Genomic DNA, 21382 nt, shown 5'->3' on the forward strand with positions numbered 1-21382 from the left:
AGATTCCCATGTCGAATGTACGTCTCAACAACCTCATCCGAGCCCTTGAATCGGGCAAGGCCGCGCATCTCGCCTTCTCCAAGCTGGACCGTCAGACGGCCATCGAAATGAGTGAATCGCCGTATGACGGCATCATTTATGAGATGGAGCACAACCCGTACGATGTAACGGCCCTCGGCGATGCCTTGCAATACATGCTGAATCGCAAGCAGATTGCCGAATCCGGCTCGGTGGCGCCCAAGGTGACACCGATCGCGCGTATCCCGGCGAACGGCATCGAGATGAACCAGAGCTTCGCCAAGCAGGTGCTCGATCGCGGTGCGTACGGCGTGATCTGGCCGCATATCGCCACGGTGGAGCAGGCCTACAACGCGGTGGGCGCCTGCCGCTACGCGCGGCCGAAGCATGCGCCGCTGTACGAGCCGAAGGGCGTGCGCGGCGATGGGCCGGCGAACGCGGCGCGCTACTGGGGCCTGTCGATGGCCGATTACTACGAAAAGGCCGATGTCTGGCCGTTGGCACCGCAGGGCGAGATCCTGGTCGGCCTGATGTGCGAAAGCACGCAAGCGATCGAAAACCTGGATGACATCCTCGCCAACGTGCCGGGTATCGGCTTTATCCTGATCGGCGAGGGTGATCTGAGCCAGGAACTGGGCTTTGCGCGACAGTACGAACATCCGGAAGTGGTGGACGCGATGCGCCGCATCGCCGATATCTGCCACAAGCACAAGGTGATCGTCGGTAATCCGCACGTCACGCAGAAGAACCACCAACGCCTGGTCGACGAGGGCTATCGCGTTCTCGTATCGGCGCCGCAGCGTACCTACGGCGTGGTGGGCCAAGCGCGTGAAATGGCGGGTTACTAATGAACGGCGCGGAAAGTCTCGTCTCGACGCTGGTCGATCAGGGCGTCGATATCTGCTTCGCCAATCCGGGCACGTCGGAAATGCACTTTCTGGCGGCCTTGGGCGGCAATGAAAAGATGCGCAGCGTGCTATGCCTTTTCGAAGGCGTCGCCACCGGTGCGGCCGACGGCTGGTATCGGATGCGCGAAAAGCCCGCGTCCACGCTATTGCATCTCGGACCGGGTCTGGCCAATGGCTTGGCGAATATTCACAATGCCAAGCGCGCGTCGTCCGGCATGGTGAATATCGTCGGCGAGCATTCCTTATCGCATCTCAAATACGATCCGCCACTGACCTCCGACATCGAAGGGCTGGCGCGTCCGCTATGTCATTGGGTGCGACGCGCGGAGTCGGCCGACACGATCGCCTGGGATACCGCGCAAGCAGTCGCGAAAGCGAGCGAGCATCCGGGTCAGGTTGCCGCCTTGATTCTCCCGGGCGATACGTCGTGGCAGCAGGTCGCTGGCGCGCCGTTACTCCCGCGCACAGTGGCAGCGCGCCGCAAAGCGCCCAGTGCCGAGCGCATCGAGCAGGTGGCAAAGGTATTACGCTCCGGGGAACCGACGCTCATCATCCTCGCCAACCGCGCCACGCGGGGTTCGGCACTTGAGAAGGCCGGCCAGGTGGCGGCCGCGACCGGCGCGAAATTGGGGTCGCAATTCTTCACCGCGCGTATCGAGCGCGGTGCAGGGCGGGTGCCGATCTCGCGTATTCCGTACGCGGTGCCGCAGGCAACGGCGTTCTTGAAAGAATTCAAGCATATCGTCACGGTCGAGACGCGGGAGCCAGTCGCCTTCTTCGCCTATCCCGATAAGCCCAGTTTGTTGAAAGCGGAAGGCACGGCCGTGCATACGCTGGTCGATGCCGACGAGGACAGCGACGTCGCGTTCGAAATGCTGCTGCAGGCCCTGGGCGCATCCAAGACCGCGCCCGTGCTCCAGTCGCGCATCGAAACGCCGGTACCCACAGGCGCATTGAACCCGACCAGCGTCGCGCATGCGCTGGCCGCCGCGTTACCGGAGAACTGCATCGTCGTCGACGAATCGCTGACCACCGGTCGCGAATCGATGGGGCTGACGATGGGTGCCTTGCCGCACGATCTGATCAACAATCTGGGCGGATCGATCGGTTATGCGACACCGGTTGCCACCGGCGTTGCGCTCGCCTGTCCGGATCGCCGCGTCTTCTGCATGGTCGGCGACGGCAGTGCGATGTACACGATTCAATCGCTGTGGACGCAGGCACGTGAAGGCTTGAACATCACGACGATCATTTTCGCCAACAACACCTACGCCATCCTGAAAGCGGAGTACGCGAACATGGGCGCGGGGACACCGGGCGAACGGGCCTTGTCGATGATCGATATCGACAAGCCACGCATCGATTGGCTGTCCATGGCAAAAAGCATGGGCGTGCCGGCGGTCGCCGTGGAGACGGCGGAAGACTTCCATAAAGCAATGGTGAACTCCGTTCGCGAGCCTGGCCCTTGCTTGATTGAAGTCCGTTTGTAAGCTGCGCACCGGGCAACGCTGGCCACCGGGATCGGCGTTGCCCCAAGTGACCCATTTGGCGAGGCTTCCCACAATTCATCTGATAGTCCATAAGACGGATCGATAAACGACCGCTAGCAGTTATAAAAACGATCGGAGACAAAACGATGGAGACGTCGTTGCTGAAACGACCTCGCCCGGAAATGCGGTGGGGTATTCTGATATTGCTTGCGCTCGGCCTGATGATCTCGTTCGTCGACCGCACCAGCATGTCTGCCGCCTTGGCGGATCACCATTTCGTCGGACTGTTCGGCCTCAGCCATATCGAGCGCGGTTGGCTCGGATCCGCGGTGTTCTGGTCATATGGTCTGCTGCAATTGCCGATGGGATGGCTCGTCGACCGGTACGGCGTGAAATGGCCCTATGCGATCTGCTTCGCGTTGTGGTGCCTCGCGGCGGCATCGACGGGCCTTGTCGATACGCTGTCCTCGCTGATTCTCGTGCGATTGATGATCGGCGCCGCCGAAGCGGTCGTCGTTCCCGCGACCTATCGCTATCTTGCAAATAATTTCGACGAAACACAGAAGGGCACCGCCCTCGGGATCTATTCGATCGGCGGCAAGATGGGCCCCGCGCTGGGCGCCCCGATCGCTGCCTGGTTGATCGGATCGTACTCCTGGAAATGGATGTTCATCGTGACCGGTCTGGCCGGCCTGGTATGGCTGCTGCCCTGGCTGCGCATGCTGAACAACGACTACCCGACAGCAACCGAACTGGCGCAGGCCAAACGTCGCGCCGCGTCCGTGCCGTTGAGTAACCTGCTTGCAAGCCCCGTCGTGTGGGGCGGTCTGATCACCAATTTCTGCTATAGCTATTTCGCGTTCTATTGCATGACTTGGATGCCGGCTTATCTCGTCGAACAGCGGGGCTTGTCGTTAAAGGATTCCGGGCTCTACACCTTCTTCAGTTTTGTCGGTATCGCGATCGTCGCGGCGCTTGCGGGATGGGCGGCCGATCGCTTGATCGCGCGCGGGTACGATGCCGTCAAGGTGCGCAAATGCTTCATCGCCACCGGCTTTATCGGCGGCACGACCGTTCTGCTCGGCGCCTACGCGCCGACCGCGCAGATGGCGCTGATGTGGAACGTCGTTTCCCTCTCGTTATTGGGCTTGGTCACGGCCAATAACCTCGCGCTCGTCAAGTTGACCTTGATTCCGAAACAGGCGGTCGGTTTGAATACCGGACTGCAACAAGTGGCAACCAGCCTGGCCGGCGGTGTTTCCGCAAGCTTGTCCGGCTGGTTGCTCCATATCGGCCATAGCTACACCTTGCCGATGCTGGCGATCGTCGTGTTCCTCGTTCTGGGCGCCACCAGCACCGTCGTGCTGCTGCAAAGGAAGTGGGCGCCGAAGATCAACGATGCCTTGCCCGAAACGCTGGACGCGCCGGTAACGGTGCACGAGTCCGGCCGTTTGACCTGATCATCACGCCAACGGCTATTTCATGACGCATCCCACCGATACGCCGGCGACGCCTGCGCCGTCGCCGCCGCCCCTCGGCGCGGATACCCGTCCACTATGGCGTCATGCGTCGTTGACGCGCTTCCTGATAGGGCGCGTCGGCTCGATCGTTGCCCAACAGATGCTGCTGCTCGCCATCAGTTGGCATATGTACGACCTGACGTCGAGTACCTGGGATTTGGGCCTGGTCGGTCTCTGCCAGTTTCTTCCCGGGCTCGCGACGACCTTGCTTGCCGGTCACTGCGCCGATCGCATGCATCGCGGCCGCCTGGTAGCAATCTGCCTCGTGGCGCAGGCACTGACCGCGACGCTGCTGGCGACGACAACGGCCATGCATATGGTGTCGCGCGACAGCTTGTTATTGCTCTCGCTGATGCTCGGTGCGATTCGGCCCTTCCAGATGTCGGGACAGCAGTCCTTGCTGCCGATGTTGGTGCCTCCTGCCTTACTGGCACGGTCGATGGCATTGAGCACGATGGTGCAGCAGGTCTCCGTCATCGCCGGCCCTGCCTTGGGCGGCCTGTTGTTCGCCATCGGCGTCAACGCCGTGTACCTGACCTGTATCGTTTCGTTCAGCGTGAGCGCGGTCCTTTACGCGACGGTGCGCTACGACTATGTGCCGCCCGCACGCGAGCCGGTGACAGCGAAGACCTTGCTGGCCGGCCTGCATTTCGTCGGGACGCATCCGCTGTTGCTCGGCGGCATATCGCTCGACTTGTTCGCGGTTTTGTTTGGCGGCGCGACCGCGCTGCTGCCCGTGTACGCGAAAGAAATTCTGCACGTCGGTCCGCAAGGACTTGGCCTGCTACGCTCCGCGCCGGCCGTGGGGGCGTTGTGCGTCGGCTTTCTTCTCTCGCGGCGCGCGATCAGTCGTGGCGTCGGAAAAAAGCTGCTGATCGCGGTGGCGGTCTATGGACTGTGCATCATCGCGTTCGGACTCTCGCGGTGGTTCCCGGTCTCCTTGATTCTGCTGGCGATCGCCGGCGGCGCGGACACCATCAGCGTGATCGTCCGCCAAACCTTGATTCAACTCGAAACGCCGAATGCGATGCGCGGGCGCGTGGCAGCGGTGAATACCCTGTTTATCGGGGCGAGCAACCAGCTCGGCGAATTCGAATCCGGACTGACCGCAACGGCATTCGGTGTGGTGGGATCGGTCGTCGCCGGCGGCTGCGCCACCGTCCTGATCGCCGTGACGTGGAGCCGCCTGTTCAAGCCGCTCGCACGACGTGAAACCTTGCAGTAAGACGGCTGGCAATCTATGCCAGCGGCGGCTTCCTTGGCGCCTTGTCTGAAGCGGTAGCGCCAGCCGCTCGCGGCGTCGATTGACGCCCGATCTTGCAGAGACGACGCGCCCAGAGGAGGGCGCGTCGAAGAACAGACGTCAGCCGAGGTTGGCTGTCACGTCGTCGAACAATTCATCCACCGACAGGCGCCGCGGAATGATCTTTTGATCGAGCGCCCAATCGATCGCCGTTTGCAGCCCCTTGCGATTGGCCTCCAAACCCAGCGGCGGATAGACCTTCGGCGTGCCGCCCTCGGTCAAGGCGCGGCTTTCGGCAATCATCCGATAGATTTCCCGAACGGCTTCCGGATTGTTTTTCGAGACGTCCTGGTGGACGACGAACATATGGTTGATCGGCACGAAACCCGAACGTTCATACCACGCCTTTGCCGCGTTTTGCGCATCGGGCACCAAGGTGTGGACTCGCGGGTCCTTCGGCATATCTTCGCCGAGTAGCGCCGCATCGATCTGGCCGTCCAGCAGCATCTGCGGAATGTTGGATCCGCTCGGCAGGCGCACGCAGTTCGACGGATCCTCATATTCGGCCAAGTGACCATCGCCCAGCGTCATCCAGGTGACCTTATCCAGATCGACGCCGTATTCATGGCGCAGTACGCCACGAATCCAAAGACCGGTGGTTTGCGCATACGTCCGCACGCCCACTTTCTTGCCTTCGATATCCTTCGGATCCAAATGTCCGAAGTCGATATTGAATCCCGCACAGTGGTGTTGGAACCGCCCGGAGATTGGCGCCGGGAGCAACACATAGGGCTTGCCGTAAGCCTTGGCTTGCAAATAGGTCACGATGGCCAGTTCGCCGGCATCGAACTTGTTTTCGCGCACCATGGCCTTGAAACCATTATGCGCAGGGACCGGACCACAATAATCGAGCGTGACGATGTCCGAGGTCACGCGTCCATCCTTCATCGCCTTGGTCACCGCATAGTCGGCCAGATTGGTGCGCAGAGTCAGCGCCATGGACGTCTCCTTTTTTTGTTTGCTTGAATCGCTGTCGATCGAAATGGGCGGAACGCCGCATTTCGATGTTGCCAGCGCGGGCAGCAGGCGTCGATTGACTAATCTCGCACGCGTGTTAACCAAATGGTAAAGCGTCCGCGCATGGCCTTACGGACCCAGCGATAAATCGTCCACATTCGAAACGATTATCGCGTCGCTGTCCATTCACGTATAGCCGTATAAACGCAGACCGATTTAACCACTCCGTCAAGATGCTCGCTGTTTTTCTCAATCAACGTACACCCATGCCCTGGCAATATTTCGGAACATTACAAAAACAGGAGACGAAACGATCGACATCATGGCGCGCCGCATTGGCGCTTCATGATGTCGATCGTGAAGGATATATGGAGACAAGCACGAAGGTGAAATACCGGTCCGCGATGCGCGCGCTGTCCGCGACGTGCGCAACCTACGTGGTAGCGTCGACGATCAGTATCGCGCCCGCATGGGGGCAGGAGTCCGGCACCAGTTCGGTCACGTTATATGGCTCGATCGATCAGGGCATCGAGTTTCTGAACCGGCAACAGGTGGGCAAGACAAGCACCAGCGGCTTGCGCATCGGATCCGGTACCGCAACCTCGTATTTCGGTTTTCGCGGCGTGGAAGATCTTGGCGGCGGATTGTCGACGATATGGAATCTGGAAGGGGGCTTTTCGCCGAACGCCGGAACGTCCAGCCAAGGCGGACGCTTGTTCGGTCGGCAGTCCTATGTCGGCCTATCAGGCCACTTCGGCCGCGTCACCATCGGTCGTCAATATACGATGCGTTTCTTTGCCACGCAGATGGTGAACCCCTTCGGTACCGGCGCGCAAGGTTTGACCACACTCGATAACGGCATCGCCAATGCACGGGCCGATAATTCGATCAGCTATCGCTTCAACCTCGGCGACCTCGAAGGCGGCGTCAATTGGAGTTTTGGTCGAGACGCCGTCAATGGCAACAGTGCGCCGGCGACGAACTGTCCGGGCAACGGCGGATGGTCGAAGGAATGCCGCGAGTGGTCGGGCATGCTGAAGTACGATCGTCGGTCATGGGGGCTGGCAACCGCGTACGAACGTCAATACGGGGGCACCGCCGCGACATGGGGCGGCCTGACGAACCCGAACCTGACCGATAGCCGCATCATTCTCGGCGGCTATGTCCGCATCTCGAAAGCGAAAGTGGGGGTCGGCTGGATTCGCCGCGACGATCAAGGTATCGCGACGCCCAAGAGCAATTTGATGTGGGTGACCGCGACGGTCCCGATCACGCCAAGTGTCTCGTTCGACAGCATGCTGGCACAGCTGCGCTACGATCACTCGCCGAACAAAGCGACGGTCGTCGTCCTGCGCGGCACCTATGCGTTCTCGAAACGCACTATCGTGTACATCACCGCCGACCATATCAATAACGCCGGACAACTTGCCCTCGCTGCCACGACCTTGATGCCCGTCGTCACGCCGTCGGCGGGAGGCGCGCAACTGTCGGTGATCGCCGGCGTTCGACACCGCTTCTAACGGCGAGCGCATCGCGGATGCGGCAACGCGATGCATCGGGGCGTTCGAGGGAAAACCTCACTAGATGAAACGGCCCGTCCCACTATAATTTCGAGACGGGCGTCGCCGTCCGTTTCGAGATGTCGCTCAGCCTAGCTGGCGCGCCGCGGCCTGCGCGGCCGACATATCCGCGGTATCGGCGAAGGGCAGCATGGTCGCCATATGTCTCTGATCGATGAACATGCGCTGCAGGTAGGCGATATTTTCCTGCGTGAGTGTCAGGTCCTTGTCGTAAGGGCGGGCGGTTTGATAGAAATGCCAGATCGCCTGCGCGGATCGGCTATCGAACCGATGCTGCGCCCGCTTTCGCGCGGCAAAGAAAGCGTCGTGCATCACATAGTCGTATAGCGCGCCGTAGGCCGCCATGAGCGGTATCAGACGTGACTGCTGCTGTTCGATGATGGCATTGGCCGCATACGCGGTTTGGAAGATGCAGTCGGGCAGGGCCTGCCACATCGCCGCCGCGTCGATCGCTATCGGACCGTCCGCTCGGTTCAGATGCGAAATGCTCGCGCAACACGCATCGGCCTCTCCGCGCGCGACCGCTGCATAGCAATGGTCGTTGCTCCCCTTGTCGACGAAATGGATCCGTCCAGCGTCGATACCTTTTACTTTCAGCAGCTGCAACATCAATGTGTGCAATAGTCCCTCCGGCGGCCCGACAGCCACCGTCTTTCCCTCCAGATCATCGAGCGTGCCGACCGTGTCGCGATTGGCAAACACCGTCAGCGCAATCTTTCGCATCCCGGCGCCGATGACTTTGACCTTTGCCCCCTGCGCGATTCGCGGCAATACCATGTTGTATCCGGAGACCATGCAGACATCGGCGGCCCCCTGTGCGATGGCGTCGAACGGACCCGCAACGCCATCGACATCGACCATCACCGCGTCGACTCCGAAGCGCTGCAGAAAACCTTGCTCGCGCATCAGGGCCGTCAATGTGGCGTTTTCCAAGCCCGGGTTGCTGACCACGCGTAGCGGCGCGTCCGCCCGGATGATCGATGGAAAGGACAAGGTGCCCGTGCTCAACCCGAAGGCGAGCAAGCCGCCTTGTCGGATAAAGCGACGGCGCGCCGTCGAAGGCGCGGCAGCGTGAACGGGTATGGCGTTCTGTCGTGTCATCGACGGATCCCCTCAGTGTAAGAGCGGGTATGTTGCCCGCGCGCCATGCCGCAGTCGATGGAGTAAAATCGGCTCGGACTTAACGAGATGGTCAATGGCCCTCCGTAAAAGGAAAACCCTGTGTCGGAACTCGACTGGTACCTGCAAATCAATCTGAAGGCGCGGCATCTGCGACTTCTGGTGACGATCGATACATATCGCAATCTGACCCAAGTGGCGGACGTCACCCATGTCACGGTGCCGGCCGTATCGAAGTCTCTGGCGGAACTCGAGAAGGGCCTGGGCCTGACGCTGTTTGCCCGTACCGCGCAGGGATTGGTGCCCACGCCCTATGGCGACTGCCTGATTCGCCATGCACGTTCGATGCTGACAATCCTGCATCAAGCGCGCGACGAACTGAAAGCCCTAAGTTCGGGCACCGAGGGCAAGGTGCATATCGGCATGTTGCCGGCGTCGGCATCGGTATTGTTACCCCAAGCGCTAAGCTTGCTGAAACAACGCTCGCCCGGCACCAATGTCTCCGTGATGGAAGGGACGACGGCCACGCTACTGCCCGATCTCTGGCAGGGTCGCCTCGACCTCGTGGTCGGGCGGTTGCCACCACCCGATACGCTCGGCAGCTTCGACGAAAAGGAGTTGCTGGAGGACCCCTTGGTTCTCGTGACCGGTCGCCATCACCCGTTGGCGCGCAAGAAAACATTGCAGTGGTCCGATCTGCGGCCCTACCCATGGATCCTGCCGCCGCCGGGCTCGATTCTGCGCGATCCACTGGAACGTGCGCTGCAAGCGCACGATGTCCCGCTGACGAACAACTATATCGAGACGTTGTCGAGCCATGTCTCCCGCGCCCAACTGCAGGTCTCCGACTTTATCGCGGTCATGGCGGGCACGCCGGCGAACGACACGATGCAACCGTTGCATACCTTGCCGTTGAGCCTTCCGCGCTTGCTGCGTCCCGCAGGCGTGTTATGGAATCGCAATCGCCGCCTCACGCCAAGCGCGCAGTTGATGATGACGTGCCTCGAGGAAACCGCGCGAGAATTGGCGGTCACGCTCGGGCGTTCCGACAAGCCGGCCGACAAGACACGCTAAGCGCCGAACATGCGTCTACCCACACGCTAGCATGCGGGGTGGGGCGCATGTGCGTCGCCATCGTTTTACCGTTATCCCTCCTTTCTTAACCTTTCCCTCAACACGAGCGTCGATTTTCTCAATTGACCCGTCGCTGCTCGCTGTCAAAATATCCTTGCGTTCCATTTATCGTTGCGCGATACGCGACGATGCGATGGGCGACGACATCGCTCCCAGTCCGCAGGCAAAGACATCACCTCGGGCGTGCAATGGGTGACGAAAAACAAGAAGGTGGAGACAAGGAAGGACATGACTTATCGCAGCGCGTTCAGCGCCTGCGCGATGCTGCTCGCGCTCGCGACGACAGCCATCGCCAGACCCGCCCACAGCCAGTCGGTCGAACAGTTCTATCACGGTAAAACGATCACGGTGGTCGTCAGCGCCGATGCCGGCACCCCCACCGATATCGTCGCACGTCAGTTCGCGCGTTTCTTCGTCAAGTATATGCCGGGCCATCCGCAGGCGATCGTGATGAATATCATCGGCGCAGGGGGCATGGTCGCCGCGGCATCGCTTGAAAATTCGCAGCCGGACGACGGCAGCGTGATCGGCTTTCTCCAGCGCAACAATCTATACATTCCGCTGATCGATCCGCGGCAGAACCGATTCGATCCGCGCAAGGTGCAATGGCTCGGCAGCCTCAACAAGGTCGACTATTGTCTGGTCGCCATGACGCGAACGGGCATCACCAACGCCGACGATCTTTTCAAGAAACGTCTGTATATCGGTGCGACGGGATTCTCGAATGAAGATCGCACGCTGCCGGCACTGCTGAATCAATACGTCGGAACGAAAATGCGCGTGGTGCCGGGCTACACCGGACGCGGCGAAGTCTACCTGGCAATGCAGCGCGGCGAGATCGATGGCTGGGCCTCCACCGCGGATGGCCTCCAGCAAGGCGAGCCGGTCCGCATGCTGGCCGACGGCAAGATGAAGGTGCTGTTGCATCTGGGATGGAAAGACATGGCGGGATTCCCTGGCGTGCCGAACCTCGGCACCTATGTGAAAGACCCTGCAATCAAGGCGCTATTCGATCTCTTTTTGCTTCCCTTCGATGCAGGACGTCCGATCGCCGTCCCGGCCGGCGTGCCGCAAGACCGGATGAACGCGCTTCGCACGGCGTTCGCAAAAACCATTGCCGACCCTGAATTCAAGGAGGCGATGAAGGATCAAGGTTATCCGATCGACCCTATCGACGGAACTGCGGTGCAGGGAATCGTCAGCACCTTGTATGCGACGCCGAAGCCGCAACTCGATAGCGTGCGAAAGCTCATCTACAACCCGACATGATTCACGCTCTTCAGGAGATCCTTGCGCTATGAAACCCGAAATCATCGATATCCATCCGCATATCATTTCGACGGACAGCACCCGTTATCCGATTGCGCCGCAGCACGGCCATCGCTCCAATTGGTCGGCCACGCGACCGGTCACGTTCGAGCAACTGATCGCGGAGATGGACGAGTCGGGCGTCTCCAAGGCCGCGATAGTCCATTCGTCGACCACGTATGGTCACAATAACGCTTACGTTGCCGATTGCGTCGCCGCACAGCCAACGCGTTTCACCGGCGTCTACTCCTTCGATCTGCTTGCGCCGGACGCGCTATCGACGTTCGATCATTGGCTGGCTCGCGGGATGGGGGGCATCCGGCTCTTTACCGGCGGCGCCACGCATCAGAGCGATGGACGTTGGCTGGTAGACCCCGCGACATTCCCGATCTGGGAGCGCTGCGCCGAACTCGGCATGACGATGGTCGTCCAGACTACGCTTGACGGATTGTCGATGGTCGTCGAGCTTGCGCAGCGCTTCCCAACGGTCAAGATCGCGGTGGATCATTGCGCGCGCCCGGTGCTCGACGGCGGCCCGCCTTACACGCAGTCGTCCGCCTTGTTCGACCTCGCGCGCTTCTCGAATATCTATCTGAAAATCACGCCTCGCACATTCGATCTGGCGCAAACCGCGCCGGGTGGCGCCGAAGCGTTCTTTCCATTCCTCGTCAACGTGTTCGGCGCCGATCATCTCGCGTTCGGCTCGAACTATCCGGCGTCGGCAGGGCCGTTGAAAAAGCTGATCGAGCAGGGGCATGCCTGCTTCGCGCGGTTGAGCGACGAAGAACGCGCCTGGGTGTGGGGCAGGACCGCGCAAAAACTGTATCCCGCGCTCGCCGACCCGGCCTAAGCGCGCGGCACCGCAGGCGCCGGGCATCGCCTGCCTGCGGCCCCTGTTTGCTCATCAGGATGACTCAATGCATCTCTTCAACGACGCGACGCTGCATGCGGCTGGCCATGCACTGTCGATAATCCTTACGCTCAATCGCCTGGGATTTCTGATATTCGGCGTGGTGATCGGGCTGGCGATCGGATTATTGCCGGGGATCGGCGGTCTGACCGGCTTCGCGCTGCTAGTGCCGTTCACTTATACGATGGATCCCTATGCCGCCTTCGCCATGCTGCTCGGGATGGCATCGGTCATCACGACGTCGGATGTGATTCCGGCGGTGCTATTCGGCGTGCCGGGTCACGCGGCGTCCCAGGCGACCGTTCTCGACGGACTGCCGATGACGAAGCGGGGTGAAGCGTCGCGCGCCCTTAGCGCCTGCTATACGTCGTCACTGCTTGGCGGCCTGATCGGCGCGATCATCCTGGCAGTCGCCTTGCCGCTGGTACGGCCGTTCGTGCTGTCGATCGGCACCCCCGAAATGCTCGGCCTGACGATTTTCGGGATATCGATGGTCGCATCGCTTTCCGGTAATGCACCGTTGCGTGGCATCGTCGCCGCCTGCTTCGGCATCCTGATCGGCATGGTGGGCACCAATGTCGAAACCGGGCAGATGCGCTGGACCGGCAATCTGCTGTACTTGCAAGATCACATTCCGATCGTGCCGATCATCCTCGGCATCTTTGCCTTGCCCGAGTTATGCGAGCTGTCGATTCAACGTACCGCGATCGCCGACAATGTGCAGTTCACCTCGCGCCAGGGCATGCGTCAAGGCGTGATCGATGGATTGCGGAACTGGTTTTTGGTATTGCGCTGCGGCGCATTGGGCGCCTTCCTCGGCGCGATCCCGGGTATCACGGGCGCCGTGACGGACTGGATTGCCTACGGGCATGCCATGCAGACGTCGAAGGGCGCGAAGGACACCTTCACCACCGGCGATGTCCGCGGCGTGATCGCACCGGAGGCGGCCAACAATGCACGGGAGGGCGGTAGCCTCGTGCCGATGATGGCATTCGGCGTGCCCGGCGGCGCGGCGCAGGCGATTCTGCTCGGCGCGCTGATGGTGCATGGCTTCATCCCGGGCCCGGATATGTTGACGAAGCATCTCGACGTGACCTATTCGATGGTCTGGTCGATCGCGCTCGCCAATATCTTCGGTGCAGGTCTGTGCTTCTTGCTCAGCGGTCAGTTTGCCAAGGTCTCCACCTTGCGCTACACGCTGATCCTTCCCGTCATCATGCCGATCATCTATGTCGGTGCGTTCCAAGGATCGCGCAGCTGGGGCGATCTGTTCGTGCTGTTGATCGCGGGCCTGGTCGGTTGGGGCATGAAGCGCTTGAAGTGGGCACGACCGCCGTTGATTCTGGGACTGGTGCTCGGCACGCTGATGGAACGCTATATGACGATTTCCTTCATGCGTTACGACAGCGCTTGGTTGATGCGCCCGATCGTCATCGTGCTGCTGGTCCTCGCCGCCGTCATTTTCTTGAATCCGCTGTTCCGGATGATGCGTGCCGGCGGCATGGCACGCCTGCGTCCTAGCGGCAAGGTCGTGGTGAAACGGGAAGATCTGGCGTATGTCTTCTTCATCTGCATCGGCGCCTACATGCTCGTCAGTTCGCAGGACTGGTTGTTCATGGCACGAATCGGTCCGACGGTGGTGGCAACGGTACTGGTCTTCGCCGCGTCGCTCAGCTTGCTGAACAAGGTTTTCCTGTCGGCCGGGAGTGCGGGCATGGCAGGCGCGGGCGGTGTGCATATGGACGTCGGCGTGCATGACGAAACGTTGACGAACAAAACCATCGTCGCACGCGCTGCCCGTTTCTTCGGCTGGTTTCTCGCTTTCCTTGCGTGCATGGGATTGATCGGTCTGGTGCCGACGATACCGCTGCTGATCGTCGCGTATATGCGGATCGAGGGGGGCGAAAAGTGGCGCGTCAGCTTGACCCTGGCGTTCTGCGTGACCGCCTTCATTTATGGGATCTTCGATCGCATCATTCATATTCCCTGGCCGAGCAGCGTCCTTGGCCAATGGCTTCCATGGCATTGAAAGGAGAGAGCACAATGGACAAGCGACTCGCGCGTATCGACCCGGCGTCCGCGGACGCGGCACAAAAGACGGTTATCGACCGCTTGGGAGCAGGGCGTGGACGGATCCCGACGCCATTCAATATCTGGCTACACAATCCGAATCTTGCCGCAGGCATGGAGATCATCGGCACGCACGTCGATCACTCGCCCGTTCTAAGCGAAGCGGAAACGGAAGTGGCCATCCTTTCGACGGCGGTTTTCTGGAACGCGCCGTACGTCATTGCCAATCACCGTCGCCACGCTTTGAAAGCGGGCGTGCCGGAACCGGTGGTGGACGCGATCCTGGAAAAGCGACGACCGACGGCCGGCGCCGACCGCTTTGGTGCCGTATGCGATGCGGTCGCCGATATCCTCGGCGGCGCAATGGTCGACGACGCGCGCTTCGCGCGCTACGAGGCCACGCTGGGTCGCGCCGTCATTGCCGAACTCCTCGTCACTATCGGCTATTTCACGTCGGTATCGTTGGCGATGAGTTTCCACGCGCTCGAACCGAAAAATTGATGCGCGCGGCATGCATTGCGGGGCTCGTACTGATCGCCAGCGCCGCGCAGGCGCAGTCGTCCGTGACACTTTACGGGATTGCCGACAGTGGCATTCGCTATAGCAATGACGGACACGGCGCATTGACGACCATGGAGAGCAATGGCTGGTTATCATCCAGCCGTGTGGGCTTTTTGGGCCATGAAGATCTTGGTGCCGGATGGAAGGCGAATTTCCAATTGGAAGAAGGATTCAGTGTCGCCAGCGGGGCGTTGGACAATACCACTGGGGTCTTGTTCAATCGGATGGCCTATATCGGATTAAGCGGTCCTTACGGCGCATTGACACTGGGCCGGCAATGGGCGCTGGCACATGACGTCGTCTTCGATCTCGATCCTTTCTACCTGCAATATCCGACCATCGTGCCGCTGACTCAGGCGCTCGACGGCATCCATTACAGCAATGACGCGAAGTATAAAGTCGACGTAGGGCCCTTCCTGTTCAGCATGGAAAACGCCTTCGGTAATGTCGCCGGCGATTTCAATAGCGGCGCGGCGCGCAGTGTCGGTCTCCGCTACAAGACGCCGAACGTCGAGTTGGGCACCGTCTACACGCACCGAACCGTGCTTGTGGGCACGAACTATCTCAGCGACGACTACTATGCTTTAGGCGCGCAAGCGGTGCTGGGCGGATTGCGATTCGCGGGTGGCTTCATGAATCAGAACCAGAGCGGCCTCCTCACAACTCAGGCGGTCAGAACGGAAAACTATTGGTTCGGCATCACGTACGCGATAAGTGCGGCGACACGCATCGGCGGCGCGGCGTATGAAACGCGGCTGCCGAATACCGGGGGCGCGCACGACCTGGGTATCGTCAGCGTGATCCATTCGCTTTCCAAGCGGACCAAGCTGTATGCGGAAACCGATTTCTCCCGCTACCGCGGTTCGTACGTGACGGACGCGACATTGAATCCACATCATGCGCAACGTCAGATCGGCGTCACCGTGGGAATCGACCATAGCTTTTGAATCATAGCGGCAGTCGCGTAATGAAGGAGCGGTTGATGAAGATAGGGTGGTATTCGGAACTGACACCAATCGAACGACGGACCTATTGGGCCTGCTTCGGCGGCTATACGCTCGATTCGCTCGACTCGACGATGTATGCCTTGCTGGTGCCGGTATTGATCGCAGTGCTTGGCCTATCGAAACCGCAGATCGGCCTCCTGGCAACGTCGGGCCTGATCGGTAATGCGATCGGCGGGTGGGCGGCCGGTATCATGGCCGACCGAATCGGACGGATCACCGTGCTGAAAAGCACGATCCTATGGGTCGCGGCTTTCAGCCTTCTGGCTGCGGCGACCTCCGGATTCCACGAATTACTGGTGGTACGCGGCCTGCAAGGCCTCGGTTATGGCGGCGAGGCCGCCGTAGGCGGCGTGTTGATCAGCGAGGCGGTGCGGCCCGCGTTACGCGGCCGCGTGGCCGCCTCCGTTCAATCCGGCTTTGCGGTCGGCTATGCGATGTCGACAGCGCTGATGCCGATCGTTTTCCAGTTTTTTCCGCAGACCTCGGGATGGCGTGTGATGTTCGTCATCGGGGTCGTGCCCGCCGTCCTGGTCTTGCTAATCCGTCGGAGCGTTCCGGAAAGCGGGCTTTTCGAGACGTCGACGAAACGCGAACACGCGGCACCGGCCGCGCTACCCGTCTGGCGCATCTTTCAAAGCGGCTACCGACGCTCGACCGCGCTGGGCCTGCTGTTGGCAACGGGAGTGCTTGGCGCCGGTTTCGGCATGAGTGCCTGGCTGCCGGCCTATCTGCGTCTGGAACTTCATTTGAGCGCGGCGTCGATGGCCGGCTATCTTGCGGCAGGGATCGTGGGATCCTTGTTAGGCCCCTTCCTCAGTGGCTTTGCCAGTGATCGGATCGGGCGTCGGGCAACTTTTATCGGTATAGCCCTGTGCGAGGCCGCCGTCATCAGCTTGCTGTTGTTCGCGCGGCTCGACGCGTCGGCGACACTGCTTTTGATCTTCCTGCACGGAACGCTTCAGAGTGGGTTCGCCGCCGGTCTGTCTCCGACCTTTGCCGAATTGTTCGAAACGCGCGTGCGGGCAAACGGCTCCGGGTTCTGCGTGACAGGCGGCCGGGGTATCGGTGCCATCTTTCCCGCCGCGGTCGGCACGCTATCGACCGTCATGCCGTTGGGCCATGCAATGGGCTTGACGGTTTTAGTCGCTTTTGCCGCGGCGATCGCCGCGGCGCTGCTGTTACCCGAGCGTTCCGGCACCGCCCTGGATGACGTGCATCCCGTGTGACATCAGAATCGGAAGGGGGTGGTGACCGCCTGGAGATCGTCGGTCTGCGCCGAGAGGGAAGCGGCGGCAGCGGCCGCTTGCTCGACCAAAGCCGCATTCTGTTGCGTGACCTCATCCATTTGTGCAATGGCGACGTTGACTTGCGCAAGGCCCTTTGCCTGCTCATCAGAGGCGAAGCTGATGTCCGCAACGATTTGATTGACGCGCGCAATGGCAGCACTCAATTGGTTCATCGTGGTTCCCGCCGAGGCAACGCGCTTGTTAGCGTCACCGACGCGTGCGCCCGATGTTTCGATCAGCTCGCGAATTTCTTTCGACGCAGAAGCGGAGCGCTGTGCCAACGTGCGCACTTCCGAAGCAACCACGGCAAAGCCGCGGCCGGAGTCGCCGGCACGGGCGGCTTCCACCGCTGCATTCAGCGCGAGAATATTGGTCTGGAACGAAATCCCTTCGATCATCCCGACGAAATGTCGCATCTGCTCCGACGACGTGCTGATCGCCGTCATCGTACCGACGACCTCGTCAAACGCCACATTGCCTTCCTGCGCGATTCTCGCCGCTTCCACCGCGATGGTTTCGGCTTGCCGCGTGTGTTCCACATTTCGGGCCACGGTCCCCATCAATTCGCCGATGCTCGCAACGGATTCCTGCAACGCAGCCGCCTGCTCCTCGGTCCGTTGCGACAGATCCTGATTGCCCGCCGCGATTTCTCGGGTCGCTACTGCTATCGACTGTGCCGACTGTTTTACCTGGCTCATCGAGTGCGTAAGCTGGCTCTTCATCGTACGGATCGATGCCAGCAGACTATCGTCCGCACCGGCATCGACGTTCACCGTCCCGGAAAGATCATTGTCCGCGATCATCGCCGCGACGGATGCCGCGTAGCGCGGATCACCGCCGAGCGAGCGCAGCAAGCTGCGGTTGATGAAGAAGACGACCGAGGAAAGGCAGGCGGCGATCAGAACCAACACGCCCAGTGATGTCCAAAGCGATTGTCGGAAGGCGGCATCCAGATCATCGATATAGACGCCGGTGATCAAGGTCCAATGCCACGGTTCGAATTGGGCGGCGACGCTCAGCTTCGGCAACGGTTCGTTCTGGCCCGGACGCGGCCAACGGTAGTGGACGAATCCAATCCCTTGCGCTTGCGCGACTTGCGCTGCCGCGCGCCATAGATAGACACCGTCCGGATCATGGATCGTGCTGCCATCCGAATTCTCAACCTTACGCGACGCGCCGTTTGCGACGATGATCAGCTTATCGTCGACCGCCGAGAAATAGCCGTTTTCACCGTAGTGAAGCGTGCGTATGACGTCTTTTGCCCGACGCTGCGCTTCGGCTTCGTCGATTTGATTCGTTTTGACTTGCTGGTACACCGCATCCACCGCGGCGCGGGCGACTTCCACGTCCTGACGCAAGGCCGACTCGCGCTCATGCAGGCGAACAGAGCGCACCTGAAACGCATTGGCAACCGAGAGGATCACCAAGGCCAGCATGCCGAGCACGAGCGGCATCCATAAACGTTGTCGGAACGAAAGGCGGAACATTGAGAAGGTCTCCATTACGCCCTGCGGGCGAAATGTATCGAATACACGGAAAGTTTCAGGATGGGATAATCAAATAGCGGCGCGCGCTTTCATGTCAGTGTTTACACTTAGACGATCGGCGCTTGCATTATTGTTCCTTGCCCCGCGCTTTTTGAAACGTGATCGCTGTGGCAATAGAACGTCGGAATACGCCGATGAGAGAACGCCTGGTCATTCAAAATGCAATGCCTGTTATGCCTTCTGTTTATCGACTGGCCGCATGCTCGCGCCCCTAAGTGTCCCGCTGCAAAACGCCAGGCGAGAGTGAAGTGCCCTCGAATCAAGCGATTGTATGATCGCCGCTTCAGCGACCTTTTTATCGACGGCTGACGTTACGGCATCGAGACGCTGAAGAATAAGGGTTTACCCTAAATTGGATTTTTTAATGAATATTGGGATGAATGGGCAGTATCGATAACGCCGAAATCCGTCAGAAAGATCGGGTATTTCTTCACGCGCATGCAGAAAAGAGACATATCAAGATCGGTCGTGAATCTCGGTCGGAGAATCGTGTCGCCGCACCCCGCATGTTGTCGCCTATATAAGGTAAGTCAATTTCCTTCGTTGTTGCGTCGCGGAGCCGCATCTTAGAATGCGATGCGCGTCGACCTTGCCGCTTATATCGGGACAGCGGGGGCGCCGTATCTCACTCACCTCCAAGCGAACAAGAAGGGGATGGCATGGCCACTCAAACCGACAAGCTATTGTCACGCCGTCGCACCTTGGCTTCCCTAATGGCCGGTGCACTCAGTGTCACGGCGGGCAGAGTATTCGCCGCAAACGAGATGGCGGGGATGGATATGTCCGGTGCACCGTTTCCCGAATTGGGCCCTTTGCCGCCGCGACCCGCGTCTTTAAGAAAGGTAACGCTGGCCTGGAATGAAAACGCCATTTGCACGGCGGCCATTCCGGTCGCGATCAAGAAAGGGATCTTTGCGCGCTACGGACTCGACGTGGATTTCGTGAACTACTCGGGTTCGACCGATCAGCTATTGGAATCGATCGCTACCGGCAAAGCCGACGGTGCGGTCGGCATGGCATTGCGCTGGTTGAAGCCCTTGGATCAAGGTTTCGACGTGAAGTTGGTGGCCGGCCTGCATGGCGGCTGCATGCGCCTGCTGTCTGCGCAGAACGGCGGCGTGAAATCGCTATCCGACCTGAAAGGGAAGACCATCGGTACATCGGATCTCGCTAGTCCGGACAAGGCTTTTTTCTCGATCCTGTTGCAGCAGGCGGGTTTGAATCCCGACGCCGATGTCACATGGCGCGCCTTCCCCGGCGACCTGTTGCCGGTTGCCTTGCAGCGCGGTGAAGTCGGTGCGATATGTGGCGGCGATCCGCTCGCCTGGGAGTTTCGCAAACAGCATAATCTGCACGAGGTGGCGAACAATATGCAGGGGCAATACGCCCATCGCACCTGTTGCGTCGTAGGGATCCGGGGTCAATTGCTGCGTAAGGAACCCTATATTGCAAACGCGCTGGTGCGAAGCATTCTCGAAGGCGGTCGCGTGGTAGGAGAGCAACCGGCCGAGGCCGCGGCGATCTTCTCGCAATACGCGCCCAAGGTCCCGGTTGCCGATTTGACGGCCATGCTTCGCGAGCACGCGCATCACGATCAGCAGATCGGCACGGTATTCCAGGGACAGATCGCTGCCTATGCGCAAGACTTGAAGAGCATCGGCGTGTTTTCCGACGGCCTGAATGCGCAGAAGTTTGCACAGCGTGTGACGTCGGATCCGTTCAAGACGGCTTGAAGCAAGGCGATCACGTCGCCTCGCTCGCACGTGCCAGCGATCATTCCCGGTATGCGTGCTTAGATCAGCATGCCGCCGGCGACTTCGATCCGCTGTGCATTCACCCATCCGAGGTCATCCGAGAGCAGCGCGGCGATGACCGGGCCCACATCGCCGGGCAAGCCGGCGCGGCCGAGGGCCGTGTGGCCCGCAACCGCTTTGTTGACTTCGGGGTTGTCGCGGACCACGCCCCCGCTGAAATCGGTCGCGATCGCGCCGGGCGCCACGACGTTGACCGCGATCCGGCGCGGGCCGAGTTCCAATGCCATATAACGCGTCAACGCTTCCACCGCCGCTTTCATCGGTCCGTAGATGGCGCGGCCATTCATCGCGAAACGGGCCAAGCCCGACGAAATGTTGACGATACGGCCGCCGTCGTTGATCAGCGGCAGCAAGGTCTGCGTCAACAAGAATGGCGCTTTGAAATGCACGGCGAATTGCAGGTCCAATTCCGTCGCCGTACCGTTCGACAACGTCGCGGTGGAGGAGGTGCCGGCATTGTTGACGAGATAGTCGAAGCGATCCGCCTTCATCGTCTGCAATGCTTCGCGCACCTGCGCGGCGAAGGCGCCGAAGGTGTCGCTTTTCGCCACGTCCAGCGGCAACGCCAATGCATCGACGCCGGCCGCCTGCGCCAACGCGCACACTTTCTCGGCCTCTTCGCGGTTGGTGTTGTACGTCAAGATGACGCCGATGCCGCGTTGCGCGAGACGCAACACCGTGTCGCGGCCGATGCCACGGCTTCCACCGGTGATCAGGGCAATTTTCTGGGATGTCGTAGAAGTAGCAGACATGGCGGATTCCTCGTCAATGGTGGGGTAGGTTCCGACGCACTTTACTATTCGAAATATCCGTGATAAAGAGGGCATTCACGACATCACTGGTCGAAAAA

The 21382-nt window shown here is 60.4% G+C and carries 17 protein-coding genes; 13 read left to right on the top strand and 4 right to left on the bottom strand.

From position 1 onward, the window contains the following. The first annotated feature begins 8 nt into the window (after window positions 1-8). The 4 genes from ABEG21_RS08160 (at window position 9) to ABEG21_RS08175 (ending at window position 5161) form a co-directional block, all read left to right on the top strand. The gene (locus ABEG21_RS08160) at window positions 9-866 is read left to right on the top strand and encodes an aldolase/citrate lyase family protein (RefSeq protein WP_347554167.1); all 858 of its coding nucleotides are present in this window, start codon (window positions 9-11) and stop codon (window positions 864-866) included. Then, complete coding sequence (locus ABEG21_RS08165; RefSeq protein ID WP_347554168.1) at window positions 866-2416, top strand: acetolactate synthase large subunit; 1551 nt, start codon at window positions 866-868, stop codon at window positions 2414-2416. Before ABEG21_RS08160 ends, ABEG21_RS08165 begins: the two co-directional genes overlap by 1 nt. Before the next feature lie 146 nt (window positions 2417-2562). Next, complete coding sequence (locus ABEG21_RS08170) at window positions 2563-3876, top strand: MFS transporter (protein ID WP_347554169.1); 1314 nt, start codon at window positions 2563-2565, stop codon at window positions 3874-3876. 22 nt (window positions 3877-3898) lie between these two features. Further along, window positions 3899-5161 (top strand): MFS transporter, encoded by a 1263-nt coding sequence (locus ABEG21_RS08175; RefSeq protein WP_347554170.1) that lies wholly within the window; start codon window positions 3899-3901, stop codon window positions 5159-5161. 138 nt (window positions 5162-5299) lie between these two features. Here ABEG21_RS08175 and ABEG21_RS08180 read toward each other — a convergent pair whose 3' ends face one another. Beyond that, window positions 5300-6178, bottom strand: coding sequence for a phosphate ABC transporter substrate-binding protein (locus ABEG21_RS08180; RefSeq protein WP_347554171.1), 879 nt, complete (start codon window positions 6176-6178; stop codon window positions 5300-5302). A gap of 386 nt (window positions 6179-6564) precedes the next feature. Between ABEG21_RS08180 and ABEG21_RS08185 the strand changes: the two genes are divergently transcribed. Then, on the top strand, window positions 6565-7716 hold the full coding sequence (locus ABEG21_RS08185; protein ID WP_347554172.1) for a porin: 1152 nt from the start codon (window positions 6565-6567) through the stop codon (window positions 7714-7716). Window positions 7717-7842: 126 nt separating this feature from the next. On the opposite strand, the gene ABEG21_RS08190 is transcribed toward ABEG21_RS08185, so the two are convergent. Next, window positions 7843-8877, bottom strand: coding sequence for an ABC transporter substrate-binding protein (locus ABEG21_RS08190; protein ID WP_347554173.1), 1035 nt, complete (start codon window positions 8875-8877; stop codon window positions 7843-7845). Window positions 8878-8997: 120 nt separating this feature from the next. On the opposite strand from ABEG21_RS08190, the gene ABEG21_RS08195 reads away from it, so the two are divergent. The 7 genes from ABEG21_RS08195 to ABEG21_RS08225 all read left to right on the top strand — a co-directional run bounded on the left by ABEG21_RS08195 (window position 8998) and on the right by ABEG21_RS08225 (window position 17111). Next, complete coding sequence (locus ABEG21_RS08195; protein WP_347554174.1) at window positions 8998-9969, top strand: LysR substrate-binding domain-containing protein; 972 nt, start codon at window positions 8998-9000, stop codon at window positions 9967-9969. A 288-nt stretch (window positions 9970-10257) separates the two neighbouring features. Next, on the top strand, window positions 10258-11298 hold the full coding sequence (locus ABEG21_RS08200; RefSeq protein ID WP_347554175.1) for a tripartite tricarboxylate transporter substrate-binding protein: 1041 nt from the start codon (window positions 10258-10260) through the stop codon (window positions 11296-11298). A 28-nt stretch (window positions 11299-11326) separates the two neighbouring features. Beyond that, complete coding sequence (locus ABEG21_RS08205; protein ID WP_347554176.1) at window positions 11327-12187, top strand: amidohydrolase family protein; 861 nt, start codon at window positions 11327-11329, stop codon at window positions 12185-12187. 67 nt (window positions 12188-12254) lie between these two features. Beyond that, the gene (locus tag ABEG21_RS08210) at window positions 12255-14276 is read left to right on the top strand and encodes a tripartite tricarboxylate transporter permease (protein WP_347554177.1); all 2022 of its coding nucleotides are present in this window, start codon (window positions 12255-12257) and stop codon (window positions 14274-14276) included. A 14-nt stretch (window positions 14277-14290) separates the two neighbouring features. Then, window positions 14291-14818, top strand: a complete 528-nt coding sequence (locus ABEG21_RS08215; protein WP_347554178.1) for a carboxymuconolactone decarboxylase family protein — start codon at window positions 14291-14293, stop codon at window positions 14816-14818. After that, window positions 14818-15825 carry a porin gene (locus tag ABEG21_RS08220; RefSeq protein ID WP_347554179.1) on the top strand — a complete coding sequence of 336 codons (1008 nt, stop codon included), beginning with the start codon at window positions 14818-14820 and terminating at the stop codon, window positions 15823-15825. The genes ABEG21_RS08215 and ABEG21_RS08220 overlap by 1 nt, the downstream gene beginning before the upstream one ends. Window positions 15826-15860: 35 nt before the next feature. Next, a complete protein-coding gene (locus ABEG21_RS08225; protein WP_347554180.1) occupies window positions 15861-17111 on the top strand; it encodes an MFS transporter in 1251 nt (416 codons plus the stop codon). A gap of 2 nt (window positions 17112-17113) precedes the next feature. Here ABEG21_RS08225 and ABEG21_RS08230 read toward each other — a convergent pair whose 3' ends face one another. Then, complete coding sequence (locus ABEG21_RS08230) at window positions 17114-18658, bottom strand: methyl-accepting chemotaxis protein (RefSeq protein ID WP_347554181.1); 1545 nt, start codon at window positions 18656-18658, stop codon at window positions 17114-17116. A 719-nt stretch (window positions 18659-19377) separates the two neighbouring features. Here ABEG21_RS08230 and ABEG21_RS08235 point away from each other — a divergent pair. Then, window positions 19378-20451, top strand: a complete 1074-nt coding sequence (locus ABEG21_RS08235; RefSeq protein WP_347554182.1) for an ABC transporter substrate-binding protein — start codon at window positions 19378-19380, stop codon at window positions 20449-20451. Between the two features lie 59 nt (window positions 20452-20510). Here ABEG21_RS08235 and ABEG21_RS08240 read toward each other — a convergent pair whose 3' ends face one another. Continuing rightward, window positions 20511-21284, bottom strand: coding sequence for an SDR family oxidoreductase (locus ABEG21_RS08240; RefSeq protein ID WP_347554183.1), 774 nt, complete (start codon window positions 21282-21284; stop codon window positions 20511-20513). Between the last annotated feature and the right edge of the window lie 98 nt (window positions 21285-21382).

Source organism: Robbsia sp. KACC 23696, assembly GCF_039852015.1.
Taxonomy (GTDB): Bacteria; Pseudomonadota; Gammaproteobacteria; order Burkholderiales; family Burkholderiaceae; genus Robbsia.

Excerpts from the sequence above, each read along its gene's own strand:
- ABEG21_RS08160 (WP_347554167.1), top strand. The coding sequence starts at position 9 with ATGTCGAATGTACGTCTCAACAACCTCATCCGAGCCCTTGAATCGGGC.
- ABEG21_RS08165 (WP_347554168.1), top strand. The coding sequence starts at position 866 with ATGAACGGCGCGGAAAGTCTCGTCTCGACGCTGGTCGATCAGGGCGTC.
- ABEG21_RS08170 (WP_347554169.1), top strand. The coding sequence starts at position 2,563 with ATGGAGACGTCGTTGCTGAAACGACCTCGCCCGGAAATGCGGTGGGGT.
- ABEG21_RS08175 (WP_347554170.1), top strand. The coding sequence starts at position 3,899 with ATGACGCATCCCACCGATACGCCGGCGACGCCTGCGCCGTCGCCGCCG.
- ABEG21_RS08180 (WP_347554171.1), bottom strand. The coding sequence starts at position 6,178 with ATGGCGCTGACTCTGCGCACCAATCTGGCCGACTATGCGGTGACCAAG.
- ABEG21_RS08185 (WP_347554172.1), top strand. The coding sequence starts at position 6,565 with ATGGAGACAAGCACGAAGGTGAAATACCGGTCCGCGATGCGCGCGCTG.
- ABEG21_RS08190 (WP_347554173.1), bottom strand. The coding sequence starts at position 8,877 with ATGACACGACAGAACGCCATACCCGTTCACGCTGCCGCGCCTTCGACG.
- ABEG21_RS08200 (WP_347554175.1), top strand. The coding sequence starts at position 10,258 with ATGACTTATCGCAGCGCGTTCAGCGCCTGCGCGATGCTGCTCGCGCTC.
- ABEG21_RS08205 (WP_347554176.1), top strand. The coding sequence starts at position 11,327 with ATGAAACCCGAAATCATCGATATCCATCCGCATATCATTTCGACGGAC.
- ABEG21_RS08210 (WP_347554177.1), top strand. The coding sequence starts at position 12,255 with ATGCATCTCTTCAACGACGCGACGCTGCATGCGGCTGGCCATGCACTG.
- ABEG21_RS08215 (WP_347554178.1), top strand. The coding sequence starts at position 14,291 with ATGGACAAGCGACTCGCGCGTATCGACCCGGCGTCCGCGGACGCGGCA.
- ABEG21_RS08220 (WP_347554179.1), top strand. The coding sequence starts at position 14,818 with ATGCGCGCGGCATGCATTGCGGGGCTCGTACTGATCGCCAGCGCCGCG.
- ABEG21_RS08225 (WP_347554180.1), top strand. The coding sequence starts at position 15,861 with ATGAAGATAGGGTGGTATTCGGAACTGACACCAATCGAACGACGGACC.
- ABEG21_RS08230 (WP_347554181.1), bottom strand. The coding sequence starts at position 18,658 with ATGTTCCGCCTTTCGTTCCGACAACGTTTATGGATGCCGCTCGTGCTC.
- ABEG21_RS08235 (WP_347554182.1), top strand. The coding sequence starts at position 19,378 with ATGGCCACTCAAACCGACAAGCTATTGTCACGCCGTCGCACCTTGGCT.
- ABEG21_RS08240 (WP_347554183.1), bottom strand. The coding sequence starts at position 21,284 with ATGTCTGCTACTTCTACGACATCCCAGAAAATTGCCCTGATCACCGGT.